Origin of the sequence: Vibrio sp. V42_P2S4T144 (assembly GCF_009904715.1) — a bacterium.
Classification (GTDB): domain Bacteria; phylum Pseudomonadota; class Gammaproteobacteria; order Enterobacterales; family Vibrionaceae; genus Vibrio; species Vibrio alginolyticus.
This window is the reverse complement of sequence record NZ_WXWS01000257.1, coordinates 1-18,667: the sequence shown is the minus strand read 5'-3', so window position 1 is coordinate 18,667 and position 18,667 is coordinate 1. Positions and strand designations below refer to the sequence as shown.

Genomic DNA, 18,667 nt, shown 5'->3' with positions numbered 1-18,667 from the left:
GAACATCCGTACCCATCGCCTAACACCTAGTTACTCATGGACGGGATGGGATGTGATTCAACAAGGAGAATAATAATGCTTAAGCCTCTAACTCTACTATCTGTCTCTGCACTTGCTGTTACCAGTTTTAATGCTGCCGCAAATTGTGACCCGGGTGAAACGGTCATCAAGTTTAGCCATGTAACGAACGCGGACAAACACCCTAAAGGCATCGCGGCTTCGTTACTTGAAAAGCGCGTCAACGAAGAGATGAACGGTAAAGTCTGTATGCAGGTGTTTCCTAACTCAACACTTTATGATGATGACAAAGTGTTGGAAGCGCTACTGAATGGTGATGTTCAACTCGCTGCTCCTTCTCTTTCTAAGTTTGAGAAATTCACCAAGAAGTACCGCCTTTTCGATCTTCCTTTCTTGTTCGATGATGTCGACGCGGTTGACCGTTTCCAAAACTCGGAAGCGGGTGAAAAGCTGAAAAATTCAATGAAACGTCGTGGCCTACAAGGCATTGCGTTTTGGCATAACGGCATGAAGCAAATGTCAGCCAACAAGCCGCTCATTTCTCCAACTGATGCTGAAGGACTTAAGTTCCGTGTTCAAGCCTCTGATGTACTCGTTGCTCAGTTTGAGCAGCTAGGTGCTAACCCACAAAAAATGTCGTTCAAAGAAGTTTACGGCGGCTTGCAAACCAAGGTTATTGATGGTCAAGAAAATACTTGGTCAAACATTTACGGCAAAAAATTCTTCGAAGTTCAAGATGGCATTACGGAAACGAACCACGGAATTCTGGATTACTTAGTTGTGACGTCAAACGACTTCTGGAAAAACCTACCAGATGATCAGCGCGAGCAGTTAAATACCATTATTCAAGAGGTAACTGCGCAGCGTAATGCTGAGTCAACCAAAGTAAACCTTGCGAATAAGAACAATATCATCGAAGCCGGTGGTGTGGTTCGTACTCTAACGCCAGAACAGCGCCAAGAATGGGTCACTGCACTTCAACCAGTATGGAAGAAGTTCGAAAAAGACATTGGTTCTGACCTAATCGAAGCCGCTTTGGCGTCTAACCAAAAATAATAACACCTAGCACATTTAGCCCTCTCAAACTAAGGGGGCTCTTTCCCTCTACAGACGACGTGATGTAATTATGGAACAGACTTTTTTTGCCAAGGCTGGACGAATCACCGATGCCATTGAAGAGACTTTGATTGCTTTCTTCTTGGGTGCCATGACCTTGCTGACCTTTGCCAATGTCATCTTTCGTTATGTCTTTAACGACAATATTCTTTGGGCGCTTGAGCTCACCGTTTTCATGTTCGCATGGATGGTGTTGGTTGGCGCATCTTATGGTGTGAAAAAACACTTTCATATTGGTGTCGATGTCATTATTAACATCGTTCCGGAAGGTAAACGAAAAGCCCTGGCGCTTTTTGCAGCAATGTGTTGCTTAGCCTTCTCTATTTTGCTGTTAATTGGCGCTTGGAACTACTGGTATCCGTTCGCTACTGACCGAGCGTGGTATGAAACGGACGATATTCCGATGCCTGAAATACTCCAGTTCATGGCCGACTGGTTAAATGAGGGAGAGCGTTATGAAAAGCTGCCACGTTTTATTCCTTACTTCGCTTTGCCACTTGGAATGGCGCTACTAACGTTTAGATTTGTTCAAGTCACGTGGCAAATCGCTACTGGTAAGCTCGATCGCTTGATTGCAGGACATGAAGCGGAGGAAGAGCTCGAATCTCTTAAAGCTGAGATGAGTGACGCTGAAGACGTAATGGCTCCAAAAGCCTCGCAAGACGCTAAAAACAAGGAGCAATAAGCCATGGATATCTTATTTCTATTTTTGATGGTAATTGGCTTTATGCTGGTTGGCGTGCCAATTGCTATTTCGCTGGGCCTGTCCAGTGTTCTTTTCCTTTTAATGCATTCGGATGCCTCTTTAGCGTCAGTTGCTCAAACGCTGTTTAATGCATTCGCGGGCCACTACACGCTGTTGGCTATTCCATTCTTTATATTGGCTTCAAGCTTTATGTCTACGGGTGGCGTAGCAAAGCGGATCATTCGTTTCGCCATTGCCATTGTAGGCTGGTTCCGCGGCGGTTTGGCGATGGCTTCGGTTGTAGCGTGTATGATGTTTGCCGCGTTGTCAGGTTCCTCACCTGCAACGGTTGTTGCCATAGGTAGTATTGTTATCGCAGGTATGATCAAAAACGGTTACTCAAAAGAGTTTGCCTCTGGGGTAATTTGTAACGCAGGTACGCTAGGGATTTTGATCCCACCTTCGATTGTGATGGTGGTGTATGCAGCCGCAACGGATGTGTCAGTTGGACGTATGTTCCTTGGTGGTGTGATTCCCGGTTTGCTGGCGGGTGTCATGTTGATGATCGCGATTTACATTGCCGCGAGAATCAAGAACCTTCCAAAACAACCTTTTGTCGGTTGGAAAGAAACCTTTGATGCCGCCAAGGATGCAAGCTGGGGCTTGTTGTTGGTCGTCATCATTCTTGGTGGTATCTATGGCGGTATCTTTACGCCGACAGAAGCCGCTGCGGTCGCTGCTGTGTACTCGTTCTTTATTGCTAACTTTGTATACAAAGACATGGGGCCATTTGCAGACAAGAAAAACACTAAACCTGCGCTCGTTAAAATCTTCCAAACCTTTGTTCATAAAGACACCAAACACACCCTGTATGAAGCGGGCAAACTCACCATCATGCTGCTGTTCATCATTGCTAATGCCTTAATTTTGAAGCATGTTTTAACGGAAGAACGCATCCCGCAAATGATCACCGAGTCGATGCTCTCGGCTGGTCTCGGACCCATCACTTTCTTGATTGTGGTGAACGTCTTGTTGTTGATTGGTGGTCAGTTCATGGAGCCATCAGGCTTGTTGATCATTGTTGCGCCGCTCGTGTTCCCAATTGCGATTGCATTAGGCATAGACCCAATTCATTTGGGCATAATGATGGTGGTGAATATGGAGATAGGAATGATAACGCCGCCCGTGGGTCTTAACTTATTTGTGACCGCTGGTGTTGCCAAAATGTCGATGATGAACGTAGTGAAGGCAGCATTACCCTGGGTTGGAGTGATGTTCTTATTCCTAATTATCGTCACATATGTACCATGGGTTTCGACTTGGTTGCCTACTACCTTGATGGGGCCGGAGATCATTACCAAGTAATGGAAGCCAGAAAGTAGAAAGAGGTGTGAGAATTCACACCTCTTCGTCTATTGACTTGTAACAAGTTTTGCGCGGGTCTGAATTAATTCGACGTTCATAGTGTCGCCACCTCTTTTTATTTTTACGACGCTCTTCACCGAATCTTCTCTCTTCTTGATAGCAACCGTCTACGAGCACGGTATCTGTAACAATCGGTATTCTCACTTTTTCGTTCATATCTATAACAACCATGATAAATCCGTTGTTAAAAATTATGATTCAAGTTGAATATAATGCCAGCTATTTGAACGTGTTTTATTTGTAAAGGTCTTTATTTATTTGGTAGCGCTGCATCTTGTCGTAAAGGGTTTTTCTTGGCACATTCAATTGGCACATTGTCTGTTTAATACTACCGTTGTTTTCTAATAAAGCGCCTTCAATGGCTGCTCTCTCAAACTCCGCCACTTGCTCTGCAAGGCTTGAGGAAGACTTAGCAACTGGGTTCGATTCTCCCAACTGAATTAACTTACCCAATAGCACAAAACGCTCTGCAGCATTTCTGAGTTCTCGAACATTGCCAGGCCAGTCATGGCTCATCAGTTGCGCTAGATCTTGGGGTGACAAGCTAGGTGAGCTTTTGCCATAACGTGAAGCTGCTACCAACAGAAAGTGGTGAAAGAGGGCGGGAATGTCTTCTTTTCGTTCGCGTAGTGGCGGGAGATCCAAGGTCACGACATTGAGCCGATAATAGAGGTCCTGACGGAAAGTACCTTCTTCAGCTGCGTGTTTTAAATCGACCTTTGTTGCGGCAATCACTCGAATATCTAAAGGCAATAATTCATTGGAACCGACACGCTCAATCACGCGCTCTTGTAATACCCTCAATAAACGAATTTGGGCTTGGATAGGCATCGACTCGATCTCATCCAAGAAAAGTGTGCCGCCTTGTGCAAACTCAAATTTACCGATACGACGGCTTTCGGCGCCAGTGAATGCGCCTTTTTCATGGCCGTAGAGTTCACTCTCAATTAAGTTCTCTGGAACCGCTCCACAATTTACGGCGACAAAGTTTTGGTTCCGGCGAGAGCTTTGCTCATGTAAAGAACGAGCGATTAACTCTTTCCCTGTACCGGTCTCACCAAACAATAAAATATCGGCGTCGGTATCGGCGATTTGGGTGATGGTCTCTCGTAATATTTGGATGCTAGAGGTTTCACCAATAACTCGTGGACCAAGGGTTTTACTGGCTTTAAGTGACAGGCGCAGTTTTTCATTTTCATTGGTTAGTTTGCGCTTCTCAATCGCCCGCTTAACCGTTTCAACCAAATGTTCTGGCGCAAAAGGTTTCTCAATAAAGTCGTAAGCGCCTTGATGAAGGGCTTGCACAGCCATGGAAATATCACCGTGTCCAGTGATCATGATGACGGGTAAGTTTGCATCGCGTTGAGTCAAAGTTGTCAGCATATCCATACCAGAAATGCCCGGCAAACAGATATCAGTGACCACGACGCCAGCTTCTTCCCCTTGCTGCATCGCTATTAAAGCCGATTCTGCATCCACAAAAAACTTGGCGTCGATATCCGCAAGTTCAAAGGTCTGTTCTATAGCGATTCTGAGATCGGCCTCATCATCAATAAAAAACACCTGACACATGATCTTATCCTTTTGATGGTTCAGTGTTGTAAGAAGTGATAGGTAAACACAATGAGAATCGAGCGCCGCCTTGTTCTCGATTATGGGCACATAATTTTCCATTCATACTGGCTAAGATTTGTTGCGAGATAGAGAGACCCAAACCTAAACCGTTCAGTTTAGTGGTTAGAAACGGTTCACATAAATCAGAAAGTGAGAAAGAGCCAAGCCCTGGGCCATTATCATCAACATGAATCCAAACCAAATCAGTGTGCTCATCGTGTTCTACAGATAATTCTACCTGTTTGTCTTGTTGTTCTTTGAGTGCTTCTATCGCATTAGTCAGTAAATTGACCAACACTTGCTCCAGTTGAATAATATTGATCTGCACTTCAACATCATGCTCTGGCAAATTTGTTTCTAACGTGACGCGCCCTGATTTAAATGCGGGCTTCATCAGTTCTTTTACAGAGGCAATCACAGGGAACAATCGAGATTGAGCCAACTCGTCACCACTGGTTTTTTTTGCGAAGGAGCGAAGTTGCTGACTGATATTTGCCATACGGTCAGTGAGAGCAGAAATGCGAGTGAGATTATCTTCCACTCGCTCATATTTTTCTTTTTTTAGAAACAGCTTGCCGTTCTCCGCAAAGCTACGAATTGCCGCAAGTGGATTATTCAGTTCATGGCTGATACTGGCCGACATTTGTCCTAACACCGCGAGTTTCGCTGCTTGCACCAATTCGTCTTGAGTAACGCGTAAAGTTTGCTCGGTATCGATACGCTGTGCGATCTCCGCTTGCAACTCGGCAGTCCGTGCCATGACTTGATATTCCAACTTTTGATTTGCTTCTTGTTGAATTCGTTCAAGTTGCAAGTGACGCTGTTGACGGTGATAGATAAGCTGACCAATTAAAAACAAAACCATGAATGCTAGAGTGAGTACAAAGATGTAACCCATGGTGAACCAAACGATCGACTGTTTAGGAGACAGCACACGAATTGTCAGTTTGAGTTCGGGAAGGGGCAGCGAAGAGACCACGAAGGTTCCTTTATTGTATGGGTAACCTTGTTTAAGCTCAGAATGCACCTCGTCCAAACTACCCACTAATCCAAGCGTTTCAATTGGCGCATCAAGATATTGTTGGCTTGCCCAAACTTGCTTTTTCTCTTTTTTTGTCAGCGGCTGTAAGCTTTTGAGTAGCCATTCACTTCGGCTACTCATAAAAACAATTCCGTATGGGTCGCTGGCGACAAAAACACTGTTTGGTTGCTGCCAGTTGTCCTCTATCTTACTTAGGTCCATCTTCACCACGACGACACCAAGTACACCGCCAGCGTATATGATGGGATAAGAATAGTAGTAGCCACGTTTACCAGATGTTGAGCCCAGTGCGTAGTATTGGCTTCTTTTGCCTACAATGGCTTGTTTGAAATAAGGGCGAAATGCAAAATTTCGCCCGATAAAGGAGCGCTCTTTACGCCAGTTGCTGGCGGCGATCGTTGTACCCCATTGATCGATTAAGTACGTATCCGCTGCTTCAATCACGCCATTAACGGATTCTAAATACCGATTAGTGATTTCCAGTTGCGCACTGTTGTTGGGGTGCAGAAGCGCTTGATAAAGAGGATCATCTTTAGCGAGAAGATTTGGGATATGGGCGTACTTATCGAGTTTATTTTTTATATGGCCAGAAAATTGCTCAAGCTGTGATTGGTGTTTATCAAGTAGAGATTGATAACTGGTCTGCCAAACCCAATGGCCACCGATAATTGCGCACAGGAAATAGAAAGCAAAAAATGTCAGCAGAATCCGTTTTTTTTGCGACATCCTTACACTCCTTACAACTTCCTTTGGTCACGTAAGAAAATGTTAATAGTTTGTAGGAAGGATTAGGGATTTAGTTTTCAACTCTGTGGAGTAAAACAAGAGCAAGATCTCTTTTTAGGCTTTTCGATAAAAAAACCGGTCGATTCTCTTGAAAAAGTCGCTATTGTCCCCATTCTAGATATGCTGGCAATGCTTAGACGGTGTCTGAATCGCATTTTTGAAGAAAAAATGGGTCAGCATTCGAGAATTTAGCGCAGACAATGTCCACATAGTGGCTATTGGCTCGACAGGGTTGCGACAGATCGCTAGAATGTCGCGTCTAAAAATTCTGTCCTGAGGCTAATAGGAGATACCTTTGGTTATTTTATCGAAGATATCACTGATTAGTCCGGTACTGACAACCAGTATCGATACTCGATTTTAAATTAGGTGTTCGGACAGAACACTACACAAGGATGAAGCGTAAGCTCCTCTGAGTTTCGCTCATACGCTCGGAAAACCGAGCCACTTTAGAGGTTTATATATAATGCAAGTTACTGTTGAAACGCTAGAGGGCCTAGAGCGCCGTCTAAACATTACTGTTCCAGCTGCAAACATCGAAGACGCTGTAACAGCTGAACTACGCAACATCGCTAAAAACCGTCGTTTCGATGGTTTCCGTAAGGGTAAAGTGCCTCTAAAAATGGTTGCTAAGATGTACGGCAAAGCAGTACGTCAAGACGTTCTTGGTGAAGTAATGCAACGCCACTTCATCGAAGCTATCGTTAAAGAGAAAATCAACCCAGCTGGCGCTCCAACTTTCGCTCCTGTAGAGAACAAAGAAGGTTCAGACCTAGTTTTCACTGCAACTTTTGAAGTTTACCCAGAAGTTGAGCTTAAAGGCCTAGAGAGCATCACTGTTGAAAAACCATTAACAGAAGTTAAAGATGCAGACGTAGAAGAGATGATCGATACTCTACGTAAGCAACAAGCAACTTGGGTTGAAGTTGAAGAAGCAGCAGAAGATGGCAAACGCGTAAGCATCGACTTCGTTGGTTCTATCGACGGTGAAGAGTTCGAAGGCGGTAAAGCTGAGAACTTCCCTCTAGAAATGGGTGCTGGTCGCATGATCCCTGGTTTCGAAGACGGTATCGCAGGTAAAACTGCTGGTATGGAATTCGACATCGACGTGACTTTCCCAGAAGATTACCACGCTGAAAACCTAAAAGGTAAAGCAGCTAAGTTCGCAATCAAAGTGAATAAAGTTGAAGCTCGTGAACTTCCAGAACTAAACGATGAGTTCGTTGCTAAGTTCGGTGTTGTTGAAGGTGGTGTTGAAGCACTTAAAGCTGAAGTTCGTAAGAACATGGAACGCGAACTTAAGCAAGCTGTTAAGAACCGCATCAAAGAGCAAGCGATTGACGGTCTAGTTGAGCAAAACGACATCAACGTACCATCAGCGCTTATCGAGCAAGAAATCCAAGTTCTACGTCAACAAGCTGCACAACGCTTCGGTGGTAACCCAGAAGCTGCTGCTCAGCTTCCACGTGAACTGTTCGAAGAACAAGCTAAACGTCGCGTTGTTGTTGGTCTTCTACTAGGTGAAGTAATCAAATCTGAAGAGCTAAAAGCGGACGACGAGAAAGTTAAAGCTCTAATCGAAGAAATGGCTACTGCATACGAAGATCCATCAGAAGTTATTGCTTACTACGAGCAAAACGAAGAAATGATGAACAACATGCGCAACGTAGCTCTAGAAGAGCAAGCAATCGACGCGATCATCGCTAAAGCACAGGTTTCTGAGAAAGAAGTAGGCTTCAACGAGCTACTTAACCAACAACAACCTGCTGCTTAATAAGCAATATCTTGCGTAGAAGGTTGACTTAACGTTAACTATTCTGCTAACAATGGTCCGTATGATAGTCATCATCCGGGCCATTTATTTTAGGGACATAAGAATATGAGCTACCAAGAAAAAAATGCAATGTCGCCAATTATGGACGCGCTAGTACCAATGGTGGTTGAACAAACTTCCCGAGGCGAACGCTCTTACGACATCTACTCACGTCTGCTGAAAGAGCGCGTGATTTTTTTAACGGGTCAAGTGGAAGACCACATGGCAAACCTTGTCGTGGCTCAGCTACTTTTCCTAGAATCTGAAAATCCAGATAAAGATATTTTCCTATACATCAACTCGCCAGGCGGCAGCGTAACAGCTGGTATGTCTATTTACGATACCATGCAGTTCATTAAGCCAAATGTCAGCACTGTGTGTATGGGGCAAGCATGTTCAATGGGTGCCTTCCTGCTTGCAGGTGGTGCGCCAGGTAAGCGTTACGTACTGCCTAACTCTCGTGTAATGATCCACCAACCATTGGGTGGTTTCCAGGGTCAAGCTTCTGATATCCAAATCCATGCTCAGGAAATCCTGACGATTAAACAGAAGCTAAACAAGTTGTTAGCAGAACATACAGGCCAACCTCTTGAAGTCATTGAGCGCGATACTGATCGTGATAACTTCATGTCATCAGAGCAGGCTGTGGAATACGGTATCGTGGATGCAGTGTTAAGCCACCGTGGCGAGTAATTAGCCAGCGCATTTTGGCAAAAATTGATATACACTCATTCATGAAGAGTAAAGGCTAAGAGGTTAGCGAATGACAGATAAAAGCAAAGAAAGTGGCAGCGGTAAATTGCTGTACTGTTCTTTCTGCGGCAAAAGTCAGCACGAAGTTCGCAAGCTAATCGCAGGTCCGTCAGTGTACATTTGCGACGAGTGTGTCGACCTATGTAACGATATTATTCGCGAAGAAATCAAGGATGTTCTCCCTAAGAAAGAATCTGAAGCGTTACCAACGCCAAAACAGATCCGTGAACACCTTGATGACTATGTGATCGGGCAAGATTACGCGAAAAAAGTGCTCGCAGTTGCGGTATATAACCACTACAAGCGTTTACGCAATGGTGATACAACGAGCGAAGGTGTGGAGCTTGGTAAGAGTAACATCCTTCTAATTGGTCCTACAGGTAGCGGTAAAACACTACTTGCGGAGACATTAGCTCGATTCTTGGATGTGCCATTTACAATGGCAGACGCGACGACACTAACCGAAGCCGGTTACGTAGGTGAAGACGTTGAAAACATCATCCAAAAGCTTCTGCAAAAATGTGATTACGATGTAGCTAAAGCGGAACGCGGCATCGTTTACATTGATGAAATTGATAAGATTTCACGCAAAGCTGAAAACCCATCTATTACGCGTGACGTATCTGGTGAAGGTGTTCAGCAGGCGCTACTAAAACTTATCGAAGGTACGGTTGCATCGGTTCCACCTCAAGGTGGTCGTAAGCATCCTCAGCAAGAATTCCTACAAGTGGACACATCTAAGATCCTGTTCATCTGTGGTGGTGCTTTTGCTGGCTTAGACAAAGTGATTGAGCAGCGTGTTGCAACAGGTACAGGTATTGGCTTTGGTGCTGAAGTTCGTTCGAAGAATGAATCGAAGACAGTAGGTGAGCTATTTACTCAAGTTGAACCTGAAGACTTAGTGAAGTACGGCCTCATTCCAGAATTCATTGGTCGTCTACCTGTAACAACAACACTGACTGAGCTTGATGAAGAAGCATTGATTCAGATCCTATGCGAACCGAAGAACGCACTGACCAAGCAATATGCAGCATTGTTTGAGCTGGAAAACGCTGAACTTGAATTCCGTGAAGATGCGCTGCGCGCTATCGCGAAAAAAGCAATGGAGCGTAAAACAGGTGCTCGTGGCTTACGCTCGATTCTTGAAGGCGTGCTACTTGAAACCATGTACGAATTACCATCTGCAACAGACGTTAGTAAAGTCGTGATTGATGAGTCCGTCATTAATGGCGAGTCAGAGCCACTGCTTATTTACAGTAACGCAGACAATCAGGCAGCTGGAGCAGAGTAAATTCAGCCATAATGAAAAAGGAGGTAAGTAATTACCTCCTTTTTTTATTTCTCTTATTGAATCCAAACAATTAGCCCCCATATACTGCCTTAAGTAATACGTTAAACGTGAAAGCGGAAGAGAGAATTATATGAACTTGGAACGTTCCGAGCGTATCGAGATCCCGGTACTACCTCTACGTGACGTAGTGGTCTACCCACACATGGTTATTCCATTGTTTGTTGGTCGTGAGAAATCGATTAGCTGTCTAGAAACGGCGATGGAAACCAACAAACAAGTTCTTCTTGTGGCACAAAAGCAAGCGGATACTGACGAGCCTACGGTTGACGACCTATTTGACGTAGGTACGGTAGCCACCATTCTCCAGCTCTTGAAGCTTCCGGATGGCACAGTAAAAGTATTGGTCGAAGGCCAGCAGCGAGCAAAAATTAATCACTTTAAAGAGAGTGACTTCTTCCTAGCGGAAGCTGAATTTGTTGTTACGCCAGAATTGGATGAGCGTGAGCAAGAAGTGATTGTTCGCAGCGCGATTAATCAGTTTGAAGGGTTCATTAAGCTAAACAAGAAGATTCCACCAGAAGTGCTAACGTCACTTAATGGTATCGACGAAGCCGCACGCTTAGCGGATACCATTGCGGCTCATATGCCGTTAAAGTTGGTAGATAAGCAGCAAGTGCTTGAAATTGTTGACGTCACTGAGCGTCTGGAATTCCTGATGGGCCAGATGGAATCAGAGATCGACTTGCTGCAAGTTGAAAAACGAATTCGTGGTCGCGTTAAAAAGCAAATGGAAAAATCTCAGCGTGAGTATTATCTGAATGAGCAAATGAAAGCGATTCAGAAAGAACTTGGTGAGATGGAAGACGCACCAGACGAGTTCGAAACGCTACAGAAGAAGATTGACGAATCAAAAATGCCTCAAGAGGCACGTGAAAAGACAGAGCAAGAGCTGCAAAAGCTTAAGATGATGTCTCCAATGTCTGCTGAAGCAACAGTGGTTCGTAGCTACATCGATTGGATGGTCAGCGTTCCTTGGGCTAAGCGCTCAAAAGTTAAGAAAAACTTAGCGAAAGCAGAAGAGGTTCTTAATGAAGATCACTACGGTCTAGAACGCGTCAAAGAACGTATCCTTGAATACCTGGCGGTTCAAAACCGTATCAACAAGCTAAAAGGCCCTATCCTTTGTCTTGTTGGTCCTCCTGGTGTCGGTAAAACATCTCTTGGTCGTTCAATTGCTTCAGCTACAGGCCGTAAGTATGTTCGTATGGCGTTGGGTGGTGTGCGTGATGAAGCGGAAATTCGTGGTCATCGTCGTACTTATATCGGCTCATTACCAGGCAAATTGATCCAGAAGATGTCGAAGGTTGGTGTGAAGAACCCGCTGTTCTTATTGGACGAAATCGACAAAATGTCTTCCGATATGCGTGGTGATCCGGCATCGGCTCTACTAGAAGTACTTGATCCTGAACAGAATAACTCGTTCAACGATCACTACCTAGAAGTGGATTACGATCTCTCTGACGTTATGTTTGTTGCGACATCGAACTCGATGAACATCCCGGGTCCATTGTTAGACCGTATGGAAGTTATTCGTTTATCTGGTTACACCGAAGACGAGAAGCTGAACATTGCAAAACGTCACCTTGTTGATAAACAAGTGAAGCGTAATGGCTTGAAAGCGGATGAGATCGTCATTGAAGATTCTGCGATTATTGGCATCATTCGTTACTACACGCGTGAAGCGGGTGTCCGTAACTTAGAGCGTGAGATTTCTAAGATCTGCCGTAAAGCGGTGAAGAACATCTTGCTGGATAAGGACATCAAGTCAGTAACGGTAACGATGGACAACCTAAAAGAGTACTTAGGTGTTCAACGTTTCGATTACGGTAAAGCGGATGAAAGTAACCGAATTGGTCAAGTAACTGGCCTAGCTTGGACCGAAGTGGGTGGCGATCTATTAACGATTGAAACTCAATCAATGCCAGGTAAAGGTAAGCTGACACAAACGGGTTCTCTTGGTGATGTGATGCAAGAGTCTATCCAAGCAGCAATGACAGTGGTTCGCTCTCGTGCAGAAAAGCTAGGTATCAATACTGACTTCTACGAGAAGAAAGATATTCACGTACACGTCCCGGAAGGCGCGACACCAAAAGATGGCCCAAGTGCGGGTACAGCAATGTGTACAGCATTGGTTTCTTCTCTAACAGGCAACCCTGTGAAAGCAGAAGTAGCGATGACGGGTGAAATCACACTGCGTGGTGAGGTTCTACCTATCGGCGGCCTAAAAGAGAAGTTACTTGCGGCACACCGTGGTGGCATTAAGACAGTGCTAATTCCAAAAGATAACGAGCGTGATTTGGAAGAGATTCCTGATAATGTTATCGCGGATCTGGAAGTTATCCCTGTACAGTGGATTGATGAAGTACTGAAAGTCGCACTAGAGCGAGACCCGACGGGCGTTGAGTTTGAGTCTCAAAAATAGTGATGTGTAGCAAAAATAAGTAAAAGTTTACGCTGATAAGCCCAAAAAGGCTTGTCAGCGTTTTTTTTGGGCGCTAAGTTAGTTTCGATAGCTGCCAGCCCTTGATGAATAAGGGGTGGAGCATATTTTCTTAACAATGGAACGAAAGTCATCACAAAAATAATCACAGATGACACAAAGGGGAAATTACAGTGAATAAAACTCAGTTAGTAGAACAAATCGCAGAAAATGCAGATATTTCTAAAGCGTCAGCGGGTCGTGCTCTAGATGCATTCATCGAAGCAGTAAGCGGAACTCTTCAATCTGGTGATCAAGTCGCTCTAGTTGGCTTTGGTACATTCAGCGTTCGTACTCGTGCTGCACGTACTGGTCGTAACCCAAAAACTGGTGAAGAAATCCAAATCGCAGAAGCAAAAGTACCAGCTTTCAAAGCTGGTAAAGCACTGAAAGACGCTTGTAACTAATCACGGCGTTATTTCTGTAACCGGCCATTTGCTTAACTTTTGCTCAAACAATAAGTTTCGAACAAAAATTTACAAACTTCGAGCCGAACTTTCTTAAATTATGCGCATCATACTGATGCGCATTTCTTTTTCTGATATTATTGCGCCATTATTTCTATTAGATAGAAGCAGTAGGCTTCAATTGTGGAGAGCAGTTAAATTATGATGGATCGACTACGCGAAGGCGTGAATAGCATCGCGGTCAAAATTATCCTTGGACTTATCATCCTGTCTTTCGTATTTGCAGGTGTAGGTAGCTACATCGTTGGTGGTAGCAACAACTCTGCAGCGAAAGTCGGTAACACTGAGATTCCTCGTGGTGAGTTCGAGATGGCATACCAAAATGAGCGTAACCGTATGCAAGCTCAGTTGGGTGACTACTTCTCTCAAATGCTGGCTGACCCTGCATATGTTGAATCTTTCCGCAAATCCGTTTTAGATCGAATGATCAATGACGTGTTGCTTGACCAACAAGCTGAAGCTTTGGGTCTGCGAATCAGCGACACTCAAGTGCGTAGCATGATTCTAGACATGCCTCAGTTCCAATCTAATGGTCAGTTTGATCAAGAGATCTATCAAGCTTCTTTGCGTCGTGCAGGCTTTTCGCCAGACTCTTTTGCTGAGTACATGCGTCGTGAATTGGTTCGTGAGCAACTGCTGAATGCGCTACAAAACAGTGAATTTATTCTGCCGGGTGAAGTACAAGCAGAAGGCAAGCTGTTCACTCAAACTCGTGATATTCGCACGATTCAGATCGACTTAGCGGAGTTCGCGAAAAATATTGAATTGACCGACGAAGAAATTCAAGAGTACTACAAAGCAAACCCAGACAACTTTACACGCCCAGAGCAGGTTAAAGTCTCTTACATCGAACTGTCAGCTGAAGCGCTAAAGGAACAAGTTAATGTTTCTGATGCTGAGGTGAAAAAGTACTACGACGAGCACTTAAACAAATACTCTTCAGAAGAGCAACGCCGTGTCGCTCACATTCTTGTAGAAGGGGACGATGAAGCAAAAGCGCAAGCTATCCTAGATGAGCTAAACGCGGGTGCAGATTTTGCGACGCTTGCTCAAGAGAAATCTGACGATTTTGGCAGCGCTGAAAACGGTGGTGACTTAGGTTGGATCGAGCGTGATGTGATGGACCCTGCTTTTGAAGAAGCGGCATTCGCACTGAAGAATCCTGGCGATACGTCGGGTCTAGTAAAGTCGGACTTTGGCTATCACATTATCAAGCTTGAAGAGCTAAAAGATTCTGTGGCGAAGCCATTTGAAGAAGTCGCTGCTGAAATCAAACAAGAGATGGTTGACCAACAAGCTATCGATCAATTCTACGAGTTGCAAAATGAGCTTGAGCGCGTAGCGTTTGAATACCCAGACTCATTGTATGATGCTTCTCAAGCGGTTAACCAAGAAGTGAAGACAACGGACTTTATTTCTCAGGTTGATGCACCTGAAGTGCTTCGTAGCCCTGCTGTAATGCAAGCTATCCTAAGTCCTGAAGTTAAAGAAGATGGCCTAAACTCTGAAGCTATCGAAGTTGCGCCTGAGCATATTATCGTTGTTCGTGTTGAAGATGCGCGTGACGAGACAGTTCTTCCACTAGAAGAAGTGAAAGATCAGGTTGTTGCAGAGCTATCTCGTGTTAAAGGTGAGCAAGAAGCGATGGAGCTTGGAACACAAGTCGTTGCGGCATTGAAAGAAGGTAAGACGAACGTGCTTGCTGAAAACAATCTTGCCTTTGGTGAACAAGAGACAGTAGATCGTCGTTCTCCGTTGGCAACAACGGTATTCGCGATGGCAAAACCAGTCGATGGTAAACCAGTATACGGTCAGTCTAAAGATCTTGAAGGTAACATCATTATCATCGAGCTTGATGCTGTAAACGCAGAGCTAGATAGTGAGTTAGAAGATCAAGTTGCGATGCAAATGCAGCGTGCATCTTCTCAGCAAGACTTATCATCTGTACTAGCCGTACTGCGTGCAAATACTGACATTGAGTACTTTGTTGTGAGCAACTAAGCACAATTAGTGTAATTTGTATGTTGAATAAAACGGACCGCATAAGCGGTCCGTTTTATTTTTGTCTTTATGAACTTCTATCATCAATAGGCATTACTTAAATTAGTGCGCGTTTAAGTGATAGCGGCCGTTGTGAATTCCGGGTCATCTCAGTTTGTTAAATGCATAACCATATTGCTTTCCATTGCAAACTTGATAGTGACTCGCTCTCGATGACTGTTTTTAGCCTACTATTTTGGAGATTGTATGTTCAATATGAAATGGATTTTGACATTGTGCTTATTTGTTTTTGCACCTTTTAGCATGGCTGCGGATTCAGCCACTGACAAATATGAAGGAATTGAAATTACTGTAAATATCAACACGGCCACTGCTGAAGAAATTGCGACCATGTTGAAAGGTATAGGTGAGAAGAAAGCGCAGAGTATAGTGGACTACCGCGAGGAACATGGCCCTTTTAAAACGGCAGCAGATTTGAAGAGCGTAAAAGGCATTGGTGAAGCGACAGTTAAGAAAAACGAAGACCGCATTTTACTGTAGCTTGATGTATTGCAGATATTGAGTCTGAATTCAGAACAATATCTGCTTCCCTATTACTGCTTTCCCGAACCAGCACCTCTTTCGTGGTTCGGGATTTTTTATCCGAATAAACGACGGCGAAGGCCTTTTTCCAGTAAAGCCATTACTAACCCACCGAGTGCGCCAAACATATGAGCATCAATAGCAACGTTTGCACCGATAAGCTCAGCAGTACTGCTTGATGGGCCATAGACCTGCTCCCATGCTACTTTGGCGATTAGCCCTCCGACTAACAACACACTGCTTCTTCTGCTTTCAAAGACTTCTCTGAGCGCCCAAAATCCAAACAATCCGTGTAATACGCCGGATAAACCCACGTACACCGACATGTTGGTAAACAAATTCAGCGCACCAACACATGCACATAAGATTGAAAAAACGATAAGGAAGTTACGAGTGCTTGGGCGAAAAATAAAAGTAATGATCCACAATCCGGCGAGGTTCATTCCTAAGTGCGCAAAGTTGGTATGTGTGAGATTTCCTGTTACGATTCGCCACCATTCACCATGGCGTATATTGTAGCTGTGCCACTCGGTTAGGCTTGCCATTGGTTCAAATTGAAGTATCAAACAGATCACGCTGATAATACTCAGCAAGGTATAAAGGTTCACTCTATGTCTCGTTATTGTTCTCGTTGTGGAAAATCGCAAAAAGCGTGTATTTGCCAATGGATTGTACCGCTGGCAAGCGAGGTAGAACTTATCATTCTTCAGCACACGAGTGAAGAACATCGTCCGCTTGGTACGGCACGGATTCTCAATTTGAGTTTAGATAACTGTATTTGTTTGATAGGAGAGGACTTTTCTTGTGATGATGTCTTAAATCACTTATTAGCGGATGAGTCATATCAACATTTTGTTCTTTACCCATCAGAAGGGTCACGATGCATTTCTGAAATCACTCAAGCGAGTCATAGTGTATCTAAGAAAATACGTTTGATTTTGCTCGATGGTACGTGGAAAAAAGCGTACAAAATGTGGCAACTCTCAAGCAACTTACATCCACTCCCAACCGTGCAGTTGCCTAAGCAACTACAAGGGCACTACACCATTCGTAAGGCGCCCTCTGAGAATAGCTTATCGACAGTCGAGGCAGGTTATCATTCGCTTCGCTTGCTTGAACCCGAGCGAGACTTTACACCGCTTATGCATGCCTTTGAAAATATGATCGAATTCCAAATCGCCCAGATGCCTCCGGGCGTTTTTGAAAAGAATTATTTGAAAGGTTGAGTGTTACTAAAGAACGATGGAAGAGAAAAGTTGGCGGTGTAGCTTTTGTGCGTGACCATCGGTCATTGCAGAAATGTAATCGGCGATGACCCTCATCTTATTGCTTTCGCTCTTCGCCTGACACCACAGCTCTTTTGTATGAACGGGTAGTAAGCGCTCTGGGTCTGCTGTTAACGCTTCAAAAATATCCATAATAATTTGCTGACCCTTATACTCAACGATCTGGACCTGCGGGACTTGGATAACGAAGGTGCTGACAAAGTGCTTGAGTACGTCAAGTGCACGTGCCATCTGTGGTTCTAAACACGCATTCCAAGACAGTAACGGGTTATTAAACGGCTCATCCACCGCTTTGATTGAAATGCTGGTCAGTAGCGCGTTAACCATACCACCGATGGCATCTTTCCGCTCATGGTGCTTACCGCTAAATAGCATCTGTCCGATGGAATCGATATGAGCTTCAAACCACGGGTCGCCACAGTCCGCTAATTGACTTGCTGCGCCTTCTTGCCATTGCTGACGTGTCACCATACCAAGTACGATTGCATCTTCTAAATCATGAACACCGTAGGCGATATCATCTGCTAGCTCCATGATTGAGCAGTCGATTGATTTAAAACGCGTTTTACTGTGCTCAAACTCCGATTCTGGCGTTGAACGCATCAGACTAAGCAATGCCTTGTCGTTGTCAGAAAGCGGTGCAATTACCCAATCAAATAAGTCTTTATCACAATCATAAATGCCTTTAGCTGGGCTCCAATCTTTTGCTTTTAGTTTACGTTGATGCTCGGCTGGTTGAGGCAACTTGACGGAGCGTGTTTGACTAATGAGGGCAGGGTACTTAATCAAACCAAACAGCGTGCGGCGTGATAAATTCATTCCGAAATGCTCGGTATAAGGCTCTAACTTAGTGACGATACGAAAGGTTTGGGCGTTCCCCTCGAAGCCGCCATGTTCGCGCATTACGTAGTTTAGAGCGACTTCTCCCCCATGACCGTATGGAGGATGCCCGATGTCGTGAGCCAAACATAATGAATCAATTAAGCTGTCTGATGGTAATAGTTCACGGAACTCTGGTTGTTTTTTCTTTAACTGGGCGACGATACCGGTCCCGAGTTGCGACGCTTCTAAGGAGTGTGTTAACCGACTGCGGTGAAAGTCTTCCAAGCTATTGCCGTGTACTTGGGTTTTTGCTTGTAGGCGTCGAAATGCAGCCGAGTGAAGAATGCGTGCTCGGTCTCGTTGGTACGGGCTCCGATGGTCGTCTCGACGGATTTTATGCTCATCATCATGGCGCTCTTGCCATTGC

Annotated in this window: 16 protein-coding genes and 1 pseudogene; 12 read left to right on the top strand and 5 right to left on the bottom strand. The window is 44.6% G+C overall.

Features of this window, described 5'->3' with window-relative positions; genetic code table 11:
• Window positions 1-75: 75 nt before the first annotated feature.
• From CAG68_RS09020 to CAG68_RS09010, 3 genes are all read left to right on the top strand, one after another.
• Complete coding sequence (locus tag CAG68_RS09020; RefSeq protein ID WP_053307498.1) at window positions 76-1,074, top strand: TRAP transporter substrate-binding protein; 999 nt, start codon at window positions 76-78, stop codon at window positions 1,072-1,074.
• A 70-nt stretch (window positions 1,075-1,144) separates the two neighbouring features.
• Window positions 1,145-1,819: a TRAP transporter small permease gene (locus CAG68_RS09015; RefSeq protein ID WP_005384308.1), complete on the top strand. Its 675-nt coding sequence runs from the start codon at window positions 1,145-1,147 to the stop codon at window positions 1,817-1,819.
• A gap of 3 nt (window positions 1,820-1,822) precedes the next feature.
• Window positions 1,823-3,184 carry a TRAP transporter large permease gene (locus tag CAG68_RS09010; RefSeq protein WP_005382255.1) on the top strand — a complete coding sequence of 454 codons (1,362 nt, stop codon included), beginning with the start codon at window positions 1,823-1,825 and terminating at the stop codon, window positions 3,182-3,184.
• A gap of 33 nt (window positions 3,185-3,217) precedes the next feature.
• Here CAG68_RS09010 and CAG68_RS22340 read toward each other — a convergent pair whose 3' ends face one another.
• The 3 genes from CAG68_RS22340 to CAG68_RS09000 all read right to left on the bottom strand — a co-directional run bounded on the left by CAG68_RS22340 (window position 3,218) and on the right by CAG68_RS09000 (window position 6,626).
• A complete protein-coding gene (locus CAG68_RS22340) occupies window positions 3,218-3,400 on the bottom strand; it encodes a hypothetical protein (protein WP_021034161.1) in 183 nt (60 codons plus the stop codon).
• A gap of 78 nt (window positions 3,401-3,478) precedes the next feature.
• A complete protein-coding gene (locus CAG68_RS09005; RefSeq protein WP_005382254.1) occupies window positions 3,479-4,816 on the bottom strand; it encodes a sigma-54-dependent transcriptional regulator in 1,338 nt (445 codons plus the stop codon).
• Window positions 4,817-4,820: 4 nt separating this feature from the next.
• On the bottom strand, window positions 4,821-6,626 hold the full coding sequence (locus tag CAG68_RS09000; RefSeq protein WP_086046594.1) for a sensor histidine kinase: 1,806 nt from the start codon (window positions 6,624-6,626) through the stop codon (window positions 4,821-4,823).
• Window positions 6,627-6,665: 39 nt separating this feature from the next.
• Between CAG68_RS09000 and CAG68_RS22335 the strand changes: the two are divergent.
• From CAG68_RS22335 to CAG68_RS08965, 8 genes and pseudogenes are all read left to right on the top strand, one after another.
• Window positions 6,666-6,878: pseudogene (locus CAG68_RS22335) on the top strand (hypothetical protein).
• Window positions 6,879-7,152: 274 nt separating this feature from the next.
• The gene (tig, locus tag CAG68_RS08995) at window positions 7,153-8,460 is read left to right on the top strand and encodes a trigger factor (RefSeq protein WP_005382251.1); all 1,308 of its coding nucleotides are present in this window, start codon (window positions 7,153-7,155) and stop codon (window positions 8,458-8,460) included.
• A 105-nt stretch (window positions 8,461-8,565) separates the two neighbouring features.
• The gene (gene clpP, locus CAG68_RS08990) at window positions 8,566-9,192 is read left to right on the top strand and encodes an ATP-dependent Clp endopeptidase proteolytic subunit ClpP (protein ID WP_005382347.1); all 627 of its coding nucleotides are present in this window, start codon (window positions 8,566-8,568) and stop codon (window positions 9,190-9,192) included.
• Between the two features lie 70 nt (window positions 9,193-9,262).
• Window positions 9,263-10,543, top strand: coding sequence for an ATP-dependent protease ATP-binding subunit ClpX (clpX, locus tag CAG68_RS08985; RefSeq protein ID WP_005382345.1), 1,281 nt, complete (start codon window positions 9,263-9,265; stop codon window positions 10,541-10,543).
• Between the two features lie 130 nt (window positions 10,544-10,673).
• Complete coding sequence (gene lon, locus CAG68_RS08980) at window positions 10,674-13,025, top strand: endopeptidase La (protein ID WP_005382343.1); 2,352 nt, start codon at window positions 10,674-10,676, stop codon at window positions 13,023-13,025.
• Window positions 13,026-13,216: 191 nt separating this feature from the next.
• Window positions 13,217-13,489 (top strand): HU family DNA-binding protein, encoded by a 273-nt coding sequence (locus CAG68_RS08975; protein WP_005382341.1) that lies wholly within the window; start codon window positions 13,217-13,219, stop codon window positions 13,487-13,489.
• 201 nt (window positions 13,490-13,690) lie between these two features.
• Complete coding sequence (ppiD, locus tag CAG68_RS08970) at window positions 13,691-15,550, top strand: peptidylprolyl isomerase (protein WP_005382334.1); 1,860 nt, start codon at window positions 13,691-13,693, stop codon at window positions 15,548-15,550.
• A gap of 255 nt (window positions 15,551-15,805) precedes the next feature.
• Window positions 15,806-16,090 (top strand): ComEA family DNA-binding protein, encoded by a 285-nt coding sequence (locus CAG68_RS08965; protein WP_031777211.1) that lies wholly within the window; start codon window positions 15,806-15,808, stop codon window positions 16,088-16,090.
• 98 nt (window positions 16,091-16,188) lie between these two features.
• On the opposite strand, the gene rrtA is transcribed toward CAG68_RS08965, so the two are convergent.
• Window positions 16,189-16,740, bottom strand: a complete 552-nt coding sequence (gene rrtA / locus CAG68_RS08960) for a rhombosortase (RefSeq protein ID WP_005382331.1) — start codon at window positions 16,738-16,740, stop codon at window positions 16,189-16,191.
• Window positions 16,741-16,743: 3 nt separating this feature from the next.
• Here rrtA and CAG68_RS08955 point away from each other — a divergent pair, with 3 nt between their 5' ends.
• Window positions 16,744-17,358, top strand: coding sequence for a tRNA-uridine aminocarboxypropyltransferase (locus CAG68_RS08955; protein WP_054575199.1), 615 nt, complete (start codon window positions 16,744-16,746; stop codon window positions 17,356-17,358).
• Between the two features lie 6 nt (window positions 17,359-17,364).
• On the opposite strand, the gene CAG68_RS08950 is transcribed toward CAG68_RS08955, so the two are convergent.
• A partial coding sequence (locus CAG68_RS08950; RefSeq protein ID WP_161441022.1) for an anti-phage deoxyguanosine triphosphatase occupies window positions 17,365-18,667 on the bottom strand: 1,303 nt, incomplete at its 5' end.

Excerpts from the sequence above, each read along its gene's own strand:
- CAG68_RS09020 (WP_053307498.1), top strand. The coding sequence starts at position 76 with ATGCTTAAGCCTCTAACTCTACTATCTGTCTCTGCACTTGCTGTTACC.
- CAG68_RS09015 (WP_005384308.1), top strand. The coding sequence starts at position 1,145 with ATGGAACAGACTTTTTTTGCCAAGGCTGGACGAATCACCGATGCCATT.
- CAG68_RS09010 (WP_005382255.1), top strand. The coding sequence starts at position 1,823 with ATGGATATCTTATTTCTATTTTTGATGGTAATTGGCTTTATGCTGGTT.
- CAG68_RS22340 (WP_021034161.1), bottom strand. The coding sequence starts at position 3,400 with ATGAACGAAAAAGTGAGAATACCGATTGTTACAGATACCGTGCTCGTA.
- CAG68_RS09005 (WP_005382254.1), bottom strand. The coding sequence starts at position 4,816 with ATGTGTCAGGTGTTTTTTATTGATGATGAGGCCGATCTCAGAATCGCT.
- CAG68_RS09000 (WP_086046594.1), bottom strand. The coding sequence starts at position 6,626 with ATGTCGCAAAAAAAACGGATTCTGCTGACATTTTTTGCTTTCTATTTC.
- tig (WP_005382251.1), top strand. The coding sequence starts at position 7,153 with ATGCAAGTTACTGTTGAAACGCTAGAGGGCCTAGAGCGCCGTCTAAAC.
- clpP (WP_005382347.1), top strand. The coding sequence starts at position 8,566 with ATGAGCTACCAAGAAAAAAATGCAATGTCGCCAATTATGGACGCGCTA.
- clpX (WP_005382345.1), top strand. The coding sequence starts at position 9,263 with ATGACAGATAAAAGCAAAGAAAGTGGCAGCGGTAAATTGCTGTACTGT.
- lon (WP_005382343.1), top strand. The coding sequence starts at position 10,674 with ATGAACTTGGAACGTTCCGAGCGTATCGAGATCCCGGTACTACCTCTA.
- ppiD (WP_005382334.1), top strand. The coding sequence starts at position 13,691 with ATGATGGATCGACTACGCGAAGGCGTGAATAGCATCGCGGTCAAAATT.
- CAG68_RS08965 (WP_031777211.1), top strand. The coding sequence starts at position 15,806 with ATGAAATGGATTTTGACATTGTGCTTATTTGTTTTTGCACCTTTTAGC.
- CAG68_RS08955 (WP_054575199.1), top strand. The coding sequence starts at position 16,744 with ATGTCTCGTTATTGTTCTCGTTGTGGAAAATCGCAAAAAGCGTGTATT.